Origin of the sequence: Burkholderia anthina, from assembly GCF_902498995.1 — a bacterium.
Taxonomy (GTDB): domain Bacteria; phylum Pseudomonadota; class Gammaproteobacteria; order Burkholderiales; family Burkholderiaceae; genus Burkholderia; species Burkholderia anthina.
Window position 1 is genome coordinate 130,610 of record NZ_CABVLY010000017.1, and the last position, 13,807, is coordinate 144,416.

Annotated in this window: 14 protein-coding genes; 4 read left to right on the forward strand and 10 right to left on the reverse strand. The window is 59.2% G+C overall.

The window, feature by feature from the left end; all coding sequences use genetic code 11:
• Positions 1 to 55: 55 nt before the first annotated feature.
• The 10 genes from BME24068_RS21560 to BME24068_RS21605 form a co-directional block, all read right to left on the reverse strand.
• On the reverse strand, positions 56 to 1,141 hold the full coding sequence (locus tag BME24068_RS21560; protein ID WP_174927301.1) for a fimbrial protein: 1,086 nt from the start codon (positions 1,139 to 1,141) through the stop codon (positions 56 to 58).
• Complete coding sequence (locus BME24068_RS21565) at positions 1,138 to 3,612, reverse strand: fimbria/pilus outer membrane usher protein (protein ID WP_162826158.1); 2,475 nt, start codon at positions 3,610 to 3,612, stop codon at positions 1,138 to 1,140. The genes BME24068_RS21560 and BME24068_RS21565 overlap by 4 nt, the downstream gene beginning before the upstream one ends.
• A gap of 59 nt (positions 3,613 to 3,671) precedes the next feature.
• Entirely contained in the window at positions 3,672 to 4,367 is a 696-nt protein-coding gene (locus BME24068_RS21570) for a fimbrial biogenesis chaperone (RefSeq protein ID WP_162826159.1), read from the reverse strand.
• Between the two features lie 123 nt (positions 4,368 to 4,490).
• On the reverse strand, positions 4,491 to 5,048 hold the full coding sequence (locus BME24068_RS21575) for a fimbrial protein (RefSeq protein WP_174927302.1): 558 nt from the start codon (positions 5,046 to 5,048) through the stop codon (positions 4,491 to 4,493).
• Positions 5,049 to 5,286: 238 nt separating this feature from the next.
• Positions 5,287 to 5,763, reverse strand: coding sequence for a hypothetical protein (locus BME24068_RS21580; RefSeq protein WP_174927303.1), 477 nt, complete (start codon positions 5,761 to 5,763; stop codon positions 5,287 to 5,289).
• Positions 5,764 to 5,806: 43 nt separating this feature from the next.
• Positions 5,807 to 7,024, reverse strand: a complete 1,218-nt coding sequence (locus BME24068_RS21585; RefSeq protein WP_174927304.1) for a beta-ketoacyl-[acyl-carrier-protein] synthase family protein — start codon at positions 7,022 to 7,024, stop codon at positions 5,807 to 5,809.
• Complete coding sequence (locus tag BME24068_RS21590; RefSeq protein ID WP_096500136.1) at positions 7,021 to 7,434, reverse strand: hypothetical protein; 414 nt, start codon at positions 7,432 to 7,434, stop codon at positions 7,021 to 7,023. The genes BME24068_RS21585 and BME24068_RS21590 overlap by 4 nt, the downstream gene beginning before the upstream one ends.
• A 12-nt stretch (positions 7,435 to 7,446) precedes the next feature.
• Positions 7,447 to 7,692 (reverse strand): hypothetical protein, encoded by a 246-nt coding sequence (locus tag BME24068_RS21595; RefSeq protein WP_174927305.1) that lies wholly within the window; start codon positions 7,690 to 7,692, stop codon positions 7,447 to 7,449.
• A gap of 603 nt (positions 7,693 to 8,295) precedes the next feature.
• The gene (locus BME24068_RS21600) at positions 8,296 to 8,907 is read right to left on the reverse strand and encodes a trimeric intracellular cation channel family protein (RefSeq protein ID WP_096500134.1); all 612 of its coding nucleotides are present in this window, start codon (positions 8,905 to 8,907) and stop codon (positions 8,296 to 8,298) included.
• A 173-nt stretch (positions 8,908 to 9,080) separates the two neighbouring features.
• Positions 9,081 to 9,641 (reverse strand): cytochrome b, encoded by a 561-nt coding sequence (locus BME24068_RS21605; protein ID WP_162826161.1) that lies wholly within the window; start codon positions 9,639 to 9,641, stop codon positions 9,081 to 9,083.
• A gap of 306 nt (positions 9,642 to 9,947) precedes the next feature.
• On the opposite strand from BME24068_RS21605, the gene BME24068_RS35300 reads away from it, so the two are divergent.
• The 4 genes from BME24068_RS35300 to BME24068_RS21625 all read left to right on the forward strand — a co-directional run bounded on the left by BME24068_RS35300 (position 9,948) and on the right by BME24068_RS21625 (position 13,741).
• Positions 9,948 to 11,507 (forward strand): lytic polysaccharide monooxygenase, encoded by a 1,560-nt coding sequence (locus BME24068_RS35300; protein ID WP_096500130.1) that lies wholly within the window; start codon positions 9,948 to 9,950, stop codon positions 11,505 to 11,507.
• Positions 11,508 to 11,624: 117 nt separating this feature from the next.
• Positions 11,625 to 12,062, forward strand: coding sequence for a type II secretion system major pseudopilin GspG (gene gspG / locus BME24068_RS21615; RefSeq protein ID WP_174927306.1), 438 nt, complete (start codon positions 11,625 to 11,627; stop codon positions 12,060 to 12,062).
• Positions 12,046 to 12,549, forward strand: a complete 504-nt coding sequence (locus BME24068_RS21620; protein WP_338138616.1) for a transglycosylase SLT domain-containing protein — start codon at positions 12,046 to 12,048, stop codon at positions 12,547 to 12,549. Before gspG ends, BME24068_RS21620 begins: the two co-directional genes overlap by 17 nt.
• A 1-nt stretch (position 12,550) precedes the next feature.
• The gene (locus BME24068_RS21625; protein WP_174927307.1) at positions 12,551 to 13,741 is read left to right on the forward strand and encodes a type II secretion system F family protein; all 1,191 of its coding nucleotides are present in this window, start codon (positions 12,551 to 12,553) and stop codon (positions 13,739 to 13,741) included.
• Positions 13,742 to 13,807: the final 66 nt, after the last annotated feature.

Here is a 13,807-nt window from a genome sequence, read left to right on the forward strand (position 1 = left end):
GCCTTGCGCCGCCGTTCAGCAGATGTGCTTACCGGAGAATCGTCAGACGTTGGGTTTACTGATATTCGATAGAAAAGGTGGCGACGCTGTTTGCAATGCCGGCCTTTACGGTGTCGCCTGTCTGAACATATTCGGCGCTCATCGGCAACGTGCCGGATTCCAGGCTCATCGTCGTGATGTCGAGTTGCTGACCAAGCGGTACTGGTTCGTCATTCGCACCATATCGCATCCGTATGCCAATTCCAGAGGCCGTATTCGCACCGCTATCCGTAAGGTCGATCACGCCTGTCATACCGTTGTGCGCATATTGACTATCGAACTGGATCTTCAGCTGGGAAACTGCCGAGTTACAGGTCATGTTTATATCGAATGGCTGCCTCTTTCCGGATGGTGACGAACCAATTCCGTTGAAATCGGAGACGTTGCTTTTCGCCATCGACACACGAATGTTACTGTTGTTGATGTTACAAGTTGGCTCCTGTGCGGTAACGCCGAACGACAGTGAGAGTGCTTCGAATATAATCGGTGAAGTTACACCACCCGATCCATATTTTTGCATCGGGGCCGTCCCCCCTTTTATGTCGCCGGTTTTTATAAACTTCAAGGTGAGCGGTTGTCCTTGCGATGCGGGCGGATATACCATATGACCCGGAGTATGGGGGTTCGATATGGGTTTGATAGGTGCGAGCACCGACGGTACCTGGGGGGTACTTATCTTAGCCGGATAGGAAAGTTGATACCCGATGCCTTCAATATTTGGAAGCTTGTAGGTTTGGGTAACAGGATCGTATTCGGTGGTGCCGGCAAACTCCTCAACCGAACCTGCATCGCACTGGACGGCGGTATACTGGCTCAAACCGGCTGAACCGCTCCACTCTGGCATGGGGAATGTCCGCGTATCACCGATCTGATCACCAACTTTCAGGTTGGGATCGATTAGGAGGTTAATGGTGCCAGCTGAAAAAGTATATTGTCCGACAGGGTAATTGGGGTTAATTGTGCAGTCGGCATGCGCAATTTTGCTTGCAACCATGAACGCGACTGCAACCCCAGCCATTTTGCTGTAGCGGATAATTCCGAAGCTGCCATGAATAAGATAAGGCATTTTACGTCTATCGGCCTTGCAGACTTTGTGTGTCATTGCGGCTCCCGGTTGTTGCAGACTACATCCATCATTTGCTCTTCATTGTCTTTTTGCAGAAGCGCGGGTTCGACAGTGAACGAGCAGCGTTTTTCCGCGGAATTGCCCCATGTAGCGGAATATTCGACGGGGCCGTCCTTCATGCCGGATAGAAATACGCGTCCCATCGGTCCCACGGCACCTTTTTCCTGACCGTCCTGATCCTGGACCATTGCGCCGAAAGGCACGTCTTCGCCATCGGGCGAACGCAGGCGCGCGAACATGCGCATGCCGACGTCGGCGCGCAGAACCGAGTAAGTCACGGCTCCTCGTGTCGGTGCGACGGACACGGCCGATTCGACCAGGTCGACGTTGTCCTTTGCCGTTTGCGTCGCGTCGACCGAGATACGATTCCGTCGATACGGCACAAGGCTGGGCACCACGGCGCGGCCATTCGAGTCGGTCGTCACGCCCGGATACCCGTCGACCATCACTCCCGCGGCTTCGGGCACTTCGATGATGCCTACGGTCTCGCCCAGCGGTTGCGAGAACAATGGCCCTTGACGGTCCACGATCATGCCGCCGCCAACGGAAATCTGCGACTGACGAGAGTTGGAGCCTTCGTTGTGGCTGACGCCGATATTGCCCTTCGATCCCTGGTAATAGAGCGAACCGTAGGCGTTGTGCGGGCCGCGGGTCGACTTGGCAAGTTGCGCGGTATACGAAAGGTTTTTGCCGGCGAGCAGCGAGCCAAACAGGCTTGCCTGATGGTTCATGTTGCCGTTGCCGTCGCCCCGAAGCTGATATGCCGCGGAAGTTGCACTCTGCCCGAGCGGCATCGATACATTCAGTAATACCTGACGTTCCTTGCGCGGGCTTTGGCCGTTCGAGATTTCGTTGTAGTTGATGCTGGTCGTTGCTTTGCGGATCGATGTCGCATAGCTGACCTGCAAGAGCGTGTCCGTGCCGCGGGAATCGCGGTACGCCTGGCGCGTGGCCGTTGCGTAAAGCGACCCATAAGCTCCGAACTGCTGGGCAATGCTGGCGCTCAATTCCGTACGCAAGTTGCCTTGATATTTCCAGCCTCGGCTGTTTTCGTGCGCGGCCTGTGCAAATGAACGATAGCCTTCCGTCATGTAGCGCGTGCTGACCATGCGGAAGTGCGTACCATACCCAGGCAGCGATTTCGCGTAAGTCAGCCGCAACGCGCTGCCCGATACGCGGGGAGCGTTCGGCGAGTAAACGTGGGTGCGCGTGATGTCGATCGCCAGGGCGCCGAAATTCTTCAGGTTCAAGCCGGTTCCGGCCGCGACGGCACCGTAGATGCCGGACAGGATGGCGCTGCCGTAGAGGGTGACATCCGAGGTCAGCCCGTATGCGACCATGCCCTGGCCCACGTACGGGCCATTGCTCAAGGACGAATCCCGATAGCGCCCGACGGCCACGCTGTAGTTCACCAATCCGTCTCGCACCAGCGTCGGAAGCGCGGCATAAGGCTGCGTATAGCGCGTTGTGGCGCCGTCTGCTTCGATGATGGTGATTTCGAGATCTCCGGCCCCCGGGGTGGCATACAGGTCGTCGATCACGAACGGGCCAGGTGGAACGTACACCTTGTTGATCACATAGCCGTTCTGACGAATCGTTACTTCCGCGGAAGTGCGCGCGATGCCGCGAACGGATGGGGCGTAGCCGCGCATGCTGTCGGGGCGCATGGTTTCGTCGGTTTGCAACTGGACGCCGCGTAATCCGAAGCTGTCGACGCCGATGCCCGTCGTATACGTGTCGCCGATCGTCAGGCGAGAGTGGAGGCCGAGCAATGCACGCTCGGCATACGCGGTCCGCGATTCGAATCTCGAGCCATGATGATCGCGATTGAACGTCGACAGATTGCGGAAGCGCCACGGGCCGACATTGAAGCCGGCGCTGATGTTTGCATACAGGCTGCTCTGCTGGTTCAGGTGATCGTGGTTGCCGTTGAGCTGATAATTGAACATCAATGCGGTCGTGCCGTTGTCGAGCTGGTCGACCGGCACAGTGCCTCGCGCGCGACGCAACATGGCCGCCTGGGGCACGGAAATTTCGAGCGTTTGCGTGGCGACGTTGAACTGTGCGCTCGCTTGCGGGATCGCCTCGGCGATGTCGATGCAAGCGTCTTCGGCAGCCTTGGAAATGGATTCGAATGCAGCCGTGTTGATGTTCCATCGCGCGAGCTGGGCGCGCGTGAGGCAAGGCGTCGCATCGACATCTTCGCTGGATGCGACCATGTCGATGTCTTCTTTTTCGAAGCGTTCACCATTGACCGCGATCGTCGCCTGGTATCGACCTGGCAGCACTCGGTTACCGAATGCAAAGACGGAGAGATCGACCTGTTGCGGGCCACCGCCGAGGTGGAGGAATTCGTTGTTGAATACGGCCTTGTCGCCGTCGGCCGTTGCCGTGAGTGGCGTAATACCGCTTCCCGTGAGCAACGCCATCGACAGCAAAAGACGCACACGCGAAAGAGGCCTGACTACCGTACCGCGAGAATCTGAGACTTTATACCGCATGATACTTAGTGTGAAGCACTGCTTTCGCGTTGCTTGTCCGATTTAAAATTGACCCGAATCGTCGGGATATCTTCCGTCGCGCCAAAATCGTTCACGATGGAGTAGGTGAGTCGAATATTGTCTTCGCAGCGCGGCAGGCTCCAGTCATGCGTGGAGAACGGTGCGACTGCGCCGATATTCAATTTGTTCTGACTGTTATTGCCGTACTCAACGGTAAGGCCCGAGAACGTCGAGTAATATGCAGAGGTATTTTTAACCGTCAGATCGCATGCTCCGGTTTTATCGTTCCTGGCTATATTCCATTGCAGCATGGCAGGGCCGCGCTGATCCGGATTCAGGCCGGGCGGGCGGTAGAAAAGCTTGATTCGAGTGCGAATGGCGATTTGGAGAACGTTGTCGCGGTTGTCCGCCTTTGGAATTTCCTTGACGTTGAGCCAATACATCGACTCGCGGTCTTTCGGTAGCGTATCGCGGACCTTCAATACCCTGAGCAATCCTTCGCGCTTTCCGTCTATTCTCGAAAGAGCAGGAGTAACGAAGAACGGGGTATCGGTGCTTCCATCTTGCGCCTCAACCCATGCCTGGACTACATACGGAACATCGGACGCATTTTGGGCATTGGTCGAAGCTTCGCGTTTGGTGCCGTCGAAGACGAGTCGGGTGCCTGACAAAACGATCCCGGCATCGGCATGCTGGCTCAATAGCATGCCTCCGAACAGTGCAAGAGCAAGAAATGAGGTGGCTCGAGGAAACATTTGATTCAATCGATCGGGTGACGCGCCGGGCTTGCGCCCGGCGGTGATGCAAAGCTGGATTAGCTAAGATCAGTTATAGGAAACCGTGAACTGCGCATTTGCGTTCGCGCTGCCGGCCACGACGGGATTGCTCGCCGAGGCCGTCGACTTGTAGTACGCCTGGAATGCCAGTGCGTTGATGCCGTCTTGAATGGGAATGGCGCCCGATGCGGTCTTCAGCGTCAGTTCTTGCTTGTTGTACACGTCGTAGATGGCGACGGCGACGTTTTGCGCCGTGGGGCCCGACCCGCCGGCACCCAGCTTCAGAAGATCCGGATTGTTGTCGTCCGGCGTGCCGTCGAACGTGACGCTGGCCGACTTGACGGTATCCAGGCTGCAGCCCGTGAGATTGATCTGGAAGTTCTTCGGCGTGGACGTGGAGCCCGCGGTCCCCAGCACATTGGTCGAAATCGAACCCAGTTGAACGGTTTGATTTGCATTGTCGCCGTCGACCGAGCACGGTGCGGTGGTGATCTCGCCGACAAAGTCGATTTGCCCGCTATTGGTGCCGGCGCTTTGCGCCATAGCCGTGCCCGAAGCAGCGGCCAGTGCGAAAGTAGCGAGTGCGATGGTGCTCTTGATTTTCATGTTGCTATTACCTTTAGATCTACTGATGAAAAAACGCCGAAAAATCGGCATGGTTGTTAACCATCCCATGGTGACGGAATGGCAGTTGGGTCGCATTCGAACCGATTGCGACTGTTAGCGTTTACTACGCTAGATTTCTCTCGCGACGAGCGCGACGGATCGATCGTCAAGTCGCCTGGGGCGATCCTGACGATGGAAGACCGGAGGGTGTCGAATGAAAACTTAATCGAACGACAAATCAGTGCTGCAGTGTTTCACTGGCGCGCCGGCGTGCAAGCAGATTCGATAGCGCGCCGATTGCCCAGCAGGCCGGAACGAAGATGGCGCGACGCACGAGCCGGCCCCGCCAGTGAGGCGTATCGCGCAGTGCCATGTGAAATGCGCTGTCTTCGATGAACCACTTGGTCGGCGTTGCGATCAACGTCATGAACCACCGGTGGCGCTGCATCAGGGACGCGCATGCGGGCCCCCATATGCGATAGCCGCGCAATACGGTTTCGGACAGCGAATATCGGCAATATGCAACATCGGCGATATATCGGGAACGATCCACCACGCCGCTACGAAATAGCTCGGTGCAGACTCTCTTGCTGCCCTGGTCGTTTACCCATACATGCAGCTCATTCTCGTTCAGGCGGTATCTGATTGCCGCCGGTTGCTGCGGCGCATGATCGCGCGAGTGACATGAGGCGAATGTGAGCGCTTGACTCGACATCAGTCTTTCTCCAGATAATTACAAATATTTCGTGCAAGTCATTTCAGCAGCGTTTGACAACAAGCACGGTATTGTTGCCACCCATTCCGAATGAGTTGCTGATTGCGTATTCAAGACCGTCGACCTGACGGCCGACATGCGGCACATAATCGATACCTCCGCAAGCTGGATCGGCCGCGTCGTAATGCAGCGTCGGCGGAACCTTTTGTTCCTTCACCGCCATCGCGCAGATCGCCAGTTCCAGCGCGCCGGCGGCGCCAATCAAATGCCCGTGAGAAGACTTCGTGCTACTGACCAACATATTCTCGAGCGAGCGGCCGAAGACGCTCCGCAGTGCTTCGCTTTCGGAGATGTCGCCGTTGCGTGTTCCAGTGCCGTGCGCATTGACATAGCCCACTTGGCTTGCGTCGATGCCCGCGTCGTCGAGTGCGCGCTTGATCGCCAGCGCTTGGCCCCCGGGCGTCGGCAGCGTCAGATGGCTGTGATCGTTGCTGGTGCCGTATCCGACCAGTTCGGCGAGCGGTGTTGCTCCACGGGCCGTTGCGCGGTCGCGGGATTCGAGGACGAGCATGCACGCGCCTTCGGCTAACGCGAAGCCGGAACGACTTCCGCTGAACGGCCGGCAGCCCGTGGCCGGCGCGCCGGCCGGCTCCGCGCACAGAACGCGCAACTGGCTCCATGCCCGGAGCAGCGGCGGCGTCAGCATGGCTTCGGTACCACCGCAGATGGCCATGTCCGAATAGCCGTCGCGAATCCGCCGAAACGCTTCGCCAATGGCAACCGCGCCGGCCGAGCACGCGGTTGTGTACGTGAGCGCCTCTGCGGAAGTTCGGATCGACATTGCCAGATGGGCGGCCGGGGCATGAGGCATCGCGGCCGGAATGGTCAAGAGGATGCTGCGCCGGCCAACGCCGTGGTGTTCGGCGATTCCCTCGGACAAGGAGGTCACGCCGCCAATGCCCGTTCCGATATAGACGCCGCAATCGCGCCACGCATCTTCATCCGCGAGCCCGCTGTTCGCCGAGGCCTGTCGGGCGGCGTACAGCGCCAGCAACGACACGCGATCGAGATTGCGCGACTCCGCGACGGAAAAGTGGGCGGCCATATCGAGATCGACGTAACCGACATGACGCTCGATCGCCGGGTCGGGATGGCGGCGAATTCCGTTCTCGCCGGAAACCAGCGCATCGAAGAACGATTCCGGTGCGTTGCCCAGCGGCGCGGTCAGGCCAACACCTGTAATAACGACATCTCGTGTCATGATGCACCATGCTGGGAGTGGTTTTCGATACGGCTTCCGGTATCGTCCGACGCGCGGATCTGATCGGCGGAGGGCGTGCCGGACTCGCCTTCTTTCTTGAGTTTCTCTGCCTGACGTGCCTGGATAAGTGCCTGGCCTAGCGCACTGACATTTGACGGGAATGCCCGATATGCGGCGGCCGCATCCGCCAACGACGACGCATTGCCTGAATCCAGGTGTTGATCGAATTGAAAACCTTCTTTCTCTTCGATGAGAAGAATGATTTCCAGCATGGCTAGAGAATCGAAATTGGGGATGACATCGGCGAAAGGCTCGTCGCGCTCGAGGCGATCGATGTCCGCCTGCAATCCGTTTCCTATTAATACGGAAAGCTCGGACTGGAGATTTTCATCGGAATTGCTGGTATTCATAAGCTCGCTTGATTACGGTTTCGGGAAGGCTGCTTCCAACTCAGGACGCACGGTGCTGATGCGGCAAATGCTCTCGCGGGCGATCGAAGAAATAGTCCGGTTCGCCCGGGCGACGCCGATCAAACGATGAACGCGTCCGAGGTAAGAAAAAATGCGGAAACGAATATCAACTGCATTTGCCTGAATGAAGGCCGATCCCGCAGTAATCGCAGCGCGCTTAAAATATCCATTGTCGACATTTCCCGATAAAACATTCATTACCGATGTCGACGGTTGTCATAGTACCCACCACAATCAACTCTCGACATCGGCCCGTGGCCAAAATAAAAATAGGCCGCAGCCTATTCGCGTGAATCTGTACTGACTGACGCGAAGCACATGGGCTGTTGCCGGATATTTAAATTCGGTTGCAGCTATCATATTTGCGGGTTGTCCGAGCCACAAAGATTCTCAGCGAAATCTAAAATCTAGTGCGTTTCGATCAATGAAACGCTCCTGCCCGACCGGCGGGCATTCGGGAGGCATGTAAATCACGCATGCTCGATGCGAGAGAAATCGACGGGGCAGGTGCGGCTGCGAGGGAGGGGAGTCGTTCCGGCCTGATCGGGATGCCGATTATTGGGGCGGGAAGGCGGTGATCAGGCGTACGGCTCGCTGCATTCCGTCGTCAGGTTTTTCGCGGGTGTTTCGACAGGACCGCCGCGATACTTCCATCGCATCGGCGGCCATCCGTTTGCATCGCGAATGGCCACGTGCATGGCGGCCGTTCGATTGCGATGGCAACAGCGGCAGTGTGTGGGATGCATCGGACTGGTTTTTATCCTGCCGATACGGGCCGGGAGCCGTATCTTTTCGAATGCGTCAGGATTTGTCGCGGTAGACGAGCTTCGGGATGTGCCAGTCGAAATAGATGGCCGACATGCGGAGGATGAAACCGACACCCAGGCAAATCATGACGGCTACCCGCTCCGATACCTGAAGATTCAGCAGCACGAGGTACCCGGCTCCGATCAAGAGTGAAATGCTGGCATACATTTCGCGTTTGAAGATGATCGGCACGTCACCGCATAGCAGATCCCGCATGATCCCGCCCAGGCATCCCGTGATGATGCCGCTGAGTATCACGACTGTGGACGTCTGGCCGGTCTGCATCGCAATGTTGCAGCCGATCAGTGTGAAAGCGACGAGGCCGAGGGCGTCGACGGTCAGGAAGATGGTGCGGAAGTAATGCAGTACGCTGCCGAGCGTCGCACCGATCAGCGCGGCGGCTGCCGTGAACCAGATGTACTCGGGATGTTGCACCCATCCGAGCGGGTAGTGACCGAGCAGCATGTCGCGCACCGAGCCTCCCCCTAGCGCGGTTACGCACCCGACAAAGCATGCGCCGAACAGATCCATGTCGCGGCGGCCCGCGGCCATTGTGCCGCTGACGGCCTCGGCGATGATGGCAACCAGGTAAACGGTATGCAGCATAAAAACCTCGCGGCTCAAGATTTCGTTTGCGGTAGCGATTATCGCCCGGAAGCCGCGCTGGCCGGCCCGTATGGCGTGGTGTTGCCCGTCGCGCCGAAGTCACTCGATCGTGCCGCGGCGGCCACGGACGCATTATGTGCTGTCGCGGCTGCCGCGGTCGTGTCCGGCGTTCGTCAAGGGTTCGACGACAGGCTCATGCGGCGCATGATGCCGTCACGCTGCACGAAATGGTGCCACAACGCCGCACCGATGTGCAGTACCAGCACGGTATACAGCAGATAGCCGAGTGCCATGTGAGCGGTGACGGTCCAATGGACCAGCCGTGCGTGCTCGGGGACGAGCGCCGGGAATTCGAAGCCGAGCACCGGCATCGGAATGCGCATTCCTTTCGCGTTTACGATCGCCCAGCCGATCAGACATTCTGCGACGAGAAAAACATAAAGACCGATGTGGACCGCGTGCGCGGTCCATCGCACCAGCGGGCTGCCGGCGTGAAGCGGCGGAACGCGCGGCCCCATGAGGCGAGCGATCAGACGCGGGATCACGAGAAACAGGATCGCCATCGCGGAACCGATGTGCGTGACCATGGCCAAGCGCATCGAGATCAGATCGGCGCGTACGCAGAGATGGCGGAGTTCCGCGGACAACACGATAAGCATCATCAGGACGACGCCTATCCAGTGCAATAGCGCGGTGGCGCGGCTATAGCGCGCTGCTTTCGAATGGGCATTCATTTTGAGCTCCCTGGGACAGATAGAACATGGCGGCATTCTCGTCAGGTAGGCCAATGGGCTCAACGTTTTTAATCCAAATCTCAAAGAACATTTCAGATTGCTTTGAGCTTCATTGAATGCATCGAGGCGGGTCGCAAGAATGCACGCAGTTCCGGCGAGACGCGTGGCGCACCGGAACTTGAGCAACGCCGGCTGCGGATCGACGGGCCGGCCTATCCGGCTAGGTGACTGTTGCTTCCGGTTCTACCGGGACCACGAAACAGAACCGATGCTTCAACCACCTTGAAAGGTATACAGGAATACAAAATGAAAGTTTCTCGAATCTCGTTGAAAAAAACCGCGATGCGGGCGCTGCCGGCGTTGACGCTCGCTCATGTCGCCGCCGCCGCGCTGTTTGCGGTGCCGGCTGTCTCGCATGCACATGGCTATGTGGAATCGCCGCCGGATCGTCCGTTGGCGTGCTTCAACGAGGGTGCGGAAAATCCGAAATCGGACGGCTGCAAGGCAGCCAAGAGCATCAGTGGCTCCACCCCGTTTTACGATCGCATGTCCAACGCGATCCTGGGTGTGAAGGGCGATGCGGACCATCGTGCACAAATTCCGGACGGTCTGATCTGCGCTGGGGGTAAGGAGAGCTGGAAGGGCATCGATGCTGTCGCGAACTGGGCGGCCACACCGGTCAAGCCCGACGCGAGCGGCAATGTCATGCTGCGGTACAAGCAGACCGCCAAGCACTACACCACCTATTTCAAGACGTACATTTCCAAGCCGTCCTACGATTTTTCGCGTCCGCTGAAATGGAGCGACCTTCAGGAGCAGCCGGTTGGTCAAGTGGACAAGCGCGGGCCGGAAGCCTATACGGAATATCCGATCAACCTGAACGGCGTTTCCGGCAAACGCGTGCTGTACACGATCTGGCAGCGCGATCCGAGCGACAACGCGGAAGGATTCTATAGCTGCAGCGATATTGACGTCATTCCGTCCAACGTGAACTGGATGCCGTCCGGGAAGATCGAGTTCGGCGGTGTGCAGAAGGCCGGCGACGAAGCCAAGCTCCGCGTGTTCGACAAGACGCGCGGCAACGATCTCGAGTCCCATAGCATGAAGATCGGTGCGAACAACGTCAATGCCGCGGACTGGATCTACGATCTGGCGAATCAGGTCAATGGGCGTTCGCAATACGTCCGGGTCGGCCAACTGAGCGCCGACGGCAAGACGATCGATCCGGTGCGCAGCGCGGCCGAGAACGAAGTGTTCGGCAACGGCAAGGAATATGCGTACGCGATCGAGGTCAAGAGCAACGGCGGTGGCGAGCAGCCGCCCGCGACGGTGCCGCCGGTGGCCGCGATCAGCGGTCCGGCCACGGTTCAGGGCGGTCAGCAGGTCACGCTGTCGGCAAACCAGTCGAGCGACCCGAACGGTCTGCCGCTGACCTACGCATGGACGATGCCGTCGGACTTCAAGAATGCACGCAACGGTTCGACCCTGACGTTTACGGCACCGAAGGCGGAACAGGACCGAAGCTTCGTGTTCAAGCTCGTCGTCGATAACGGCAAGACGACCGCGACCGCGACCCACACCCTGCTGGTCAAGGGTACCGGCAACCCGGGCAACCCCGAAACCCCGGGCAATCCCGAAAATCCGAGCAACCCGGACACGCCGGAAAACCCCGGCAATGACGGCAACGCGGGCAACTACCCTGCCTATCAGGCCGGCCATGCATACAAGGGCGGCGAGATCGTCACGAATAACGGCAAGCTGTACCAGTGCAAGTCGTTCCCTGCATCGGGCTGGTGCGGTCAGGCACAGGCGGCGTACGAACCGGGCAAGGGTTGGGCCTGGACCGATGCCTGGACTACGAAGTAATGGGTACTCGTGCTGATTGCCGAACGGCATGACGCGCGCGATGGCGGGGGAGGTCGATCATTGGCCGGCCCCCTCCGCCCATATCCGCCATGAAGGTTTCAATCAAGGAGGAACATCATGAATCGAAACATCATTCGATCGCGCCTGCGGACCGCACGGGGCTTCACCCTGCTGGAACTGCTGGTTGCGCTGTTGATCATCGCGTTGTTGGCCAGCTATGTCGGGCCGAAAGTCCTGTCCTACTCGGACCGGGCCAAGGTGCAGGCGGCGCAGGCGCAAATGAAGTCGCTGGGCGACGCGCTCGTGAAGTACCGACTCGATACCGGCAGCTATCCGGCTGCGGACCAGGGGCTCGAGGCGCTCGTGAAGCAGCCGTCCGGAACGCCGATGTGGCATGGGCCGTATCTGGCGAAGGATGTCCCGAACGATCCCTGGGGGCGACCGTATCAATATCACGTGCCGGGTCGCGACTCGGACGCGGAAATCGTTTCGCTGGGCCGGGACGGGAAGCTGGGAGGAGAGGGTTATGACGCGGACCTTGTCTACGGCCTGTAAGCGCGGGACCGCCGTGCTCGCGATGCTTGCCGGAATCGCCACGTCCGCCCACGCGGAATGCTGGTTCGACGCCGGGCAGCGACACAACATTGATCCGCTGCTGTTGTATTCGATCGCGAAGGTCGAGTCGTCGCTGAATCCGAGCGCGATCAACCGCAACCGGAACGGCACCTACGATATCGGCCTCATGCAGATCAACAGTACGCATCTGCCTCGTCTGAGCAAGGCGGGGATTACGCGAGAGAAGCTGCTCAACGATTCGTGCACGTCGGTCATGGCCGGCGCGCAGATTCTGTCCGGATTCATTTCCCGGCACGGGTATACGTGGGAAGCCGTCGGCGCATACAACGCCGGAAGCGCACCGCATCGGCGCGAGCTGCGCGAGCGGTATGCGAAAAAAGTGTGGCATCACTATGCAAAACTGAAGCAGGCCGCCCAGGCGCGCCGATCCGGCGCGGCGATGGCCGTTGCCGACAAGGGGCATTGAAGTGGCGATCTTTCAAGTCGATCTTCTGTCTGGCGGCAAGCTCGTCAAGCGGACCGTCGATGCGCCGGACGAAGCGAGCGCGCGCCAGCGCTGCATGGTTTCGGGCGAGACGGTCACGGTTCTCGCGGTGAAGCGCCGGGCAGGCATCGTCCCGTGGTCGCGACAGCCGAAATTTCCGCTCGGCCTGTTTCTGCAGGAGTTGTCGACACTGCTCGATGCAGGGCTCGTGCTGATCGAGGCGATCGAGGCGCTGCGCGACAAGGCCGAATCGGAGAAGGGGCTGCGCGCGGTTCTCGACGAGCTGGTCGCCAGGATGCGCGAAGGACAAGCTTTTTCGATGGCGCTCGCGCAGCAGCCGTCGATCTTTCCACCGTTGCTCGTCGCGACGGTCGAAGCGTCGGAGGGCAGCGGCCAATTGCCGATCGCACTGCGGCGTTTTCAGCATTACGAGACGCGTCTGGAGCAGATTCGCAAGCGCGTCAGCGGCGCGCTCGTCTATCCCGCGGTCGTGATGGCAGTCGGGGCAGCCATTCTGCTGTTTATGCTGTTTTTCGTCGTGCCGCGCTTTTCCGCCGTATTCGAGAGCATCAACGAGCCGCCCGCGACCGCCGTCGTGATGCTGTGGTGGGCCGGACTGGTGCAGCAGCACGGCATGGTCCTGCTGGCCGGATTGGCCGGGCTGGCGGTCGCGACCGTGGCGCTCGTGCGCACGCAGCATGCCCGACGAACGTTTCTGAACGTGCTGTGGCGGACGCCACGGCTTCGCGAAATCTGTCACTTATTTGTGCTGTCCCGGTTCTATCGCACGGTCGGTTTGCTGCTGGCAGGCGGGACGGCGGCCATCGATGCGCTCGAACTGGCCGGGCGCCTGCTGCCGGCGCCGTATCTTCCGCGTCTGGAGCGATCGCTGGGCGACCTGCGTGCCGGACAGTCGCTGTCGGATGTGCTGACCGCGCAGAACCTCACCACGCCGGTTGCCGAACGCCTGCTGCGGGTCGGGGAGCGCAGCGGCGAACTGGGCGAGATGTGCGAGAAGATCGCGCACTTTCACGATGGCACGCTCGATCGCGCGATCGAGGTATTCAGCAAACTGTTCGAACCCATTCTCATGCTCGGCATCGGTGCGCTCGTCGGCGCGATCGTATTGCTGCTCTATCTTCCGATCTTCGAACTGGCGAGCAGCATCGGCTGATTCAAAAATAGGCTTCGGCCTTGTCATTTTTAGGTTTTGTTGAGCCTTTTTGTCGGCGCGCGTGCC

Coding starts and splice junctions, on each gene's coding strand:
- BME24068_RS21600 (WP_096500134.1), bottom strand. CDS start 8,907: ATGCTGCATACCGTTTACCTGGTTGCCATCATCGCCGAGGCCGTCAGC.
- BME24068_RS35300 (WP_096500130.1), top strand. CDS start 9,948: ATGAAAGTTTCTCGAATCTCGTTGAAAAAAACCGCGATGCGGGCGCTG.
- BME24068_RS21560 (WP_174927301.1), bottom strand. CDS start 1,141: ATGACACACAAAGTCTGCAAGGCCGATAGACGTAAAATGCCTTATCTT.
- BME24068_RS21590 (WP_096500136.1), bottom strand. CDS start 7,434: ATGAATACCAGCAATTCCGATGAAAATCTCCAGTCCGAGCTTTCCGTA.
- BME24068_RS21605 (WP_162826161.1), bottom strand. CDS start 9,641: ATGAATGCCCATTCGAAAGCAGCGCGCTATAGCCGCGCCACCGCGCTA.
- BME24068_RS21580 (WP_174927303.1), bottom strand. CDS start 5,763: ATGTCGAGTCAAGCGCTCACATTCGCCTCATGTCACTCGCGCGATCAT.
- BME24068_RS21575 (WP_174927302.1), bottom strand. CDS start 5,048: ATGAAAATCAAGAGCACCATCGCACTCGCTACTTTCGCACTGGCCGCT.
- gspG (WP_174927306.1), top strand. CDS start 11,625: ATGAATCGAAACATCATTCGATCGCGCCTGCGGACCGCACGGGGCTTC.
- BME24068_RS21595 (WP_174927305.1), bottom strand. CDS start 7,692: ATGAATGTTTTATCGGGAAATGTCGACAATGGATATTTTAAGCGCGCT.
- BME24068_RS21585 (WP_174927304.1), bottom strand. CDS start 7,024: ATGACACGAGATGTCGTTATTACAGGTGTTGGCCTGACCGCGCCGCTG.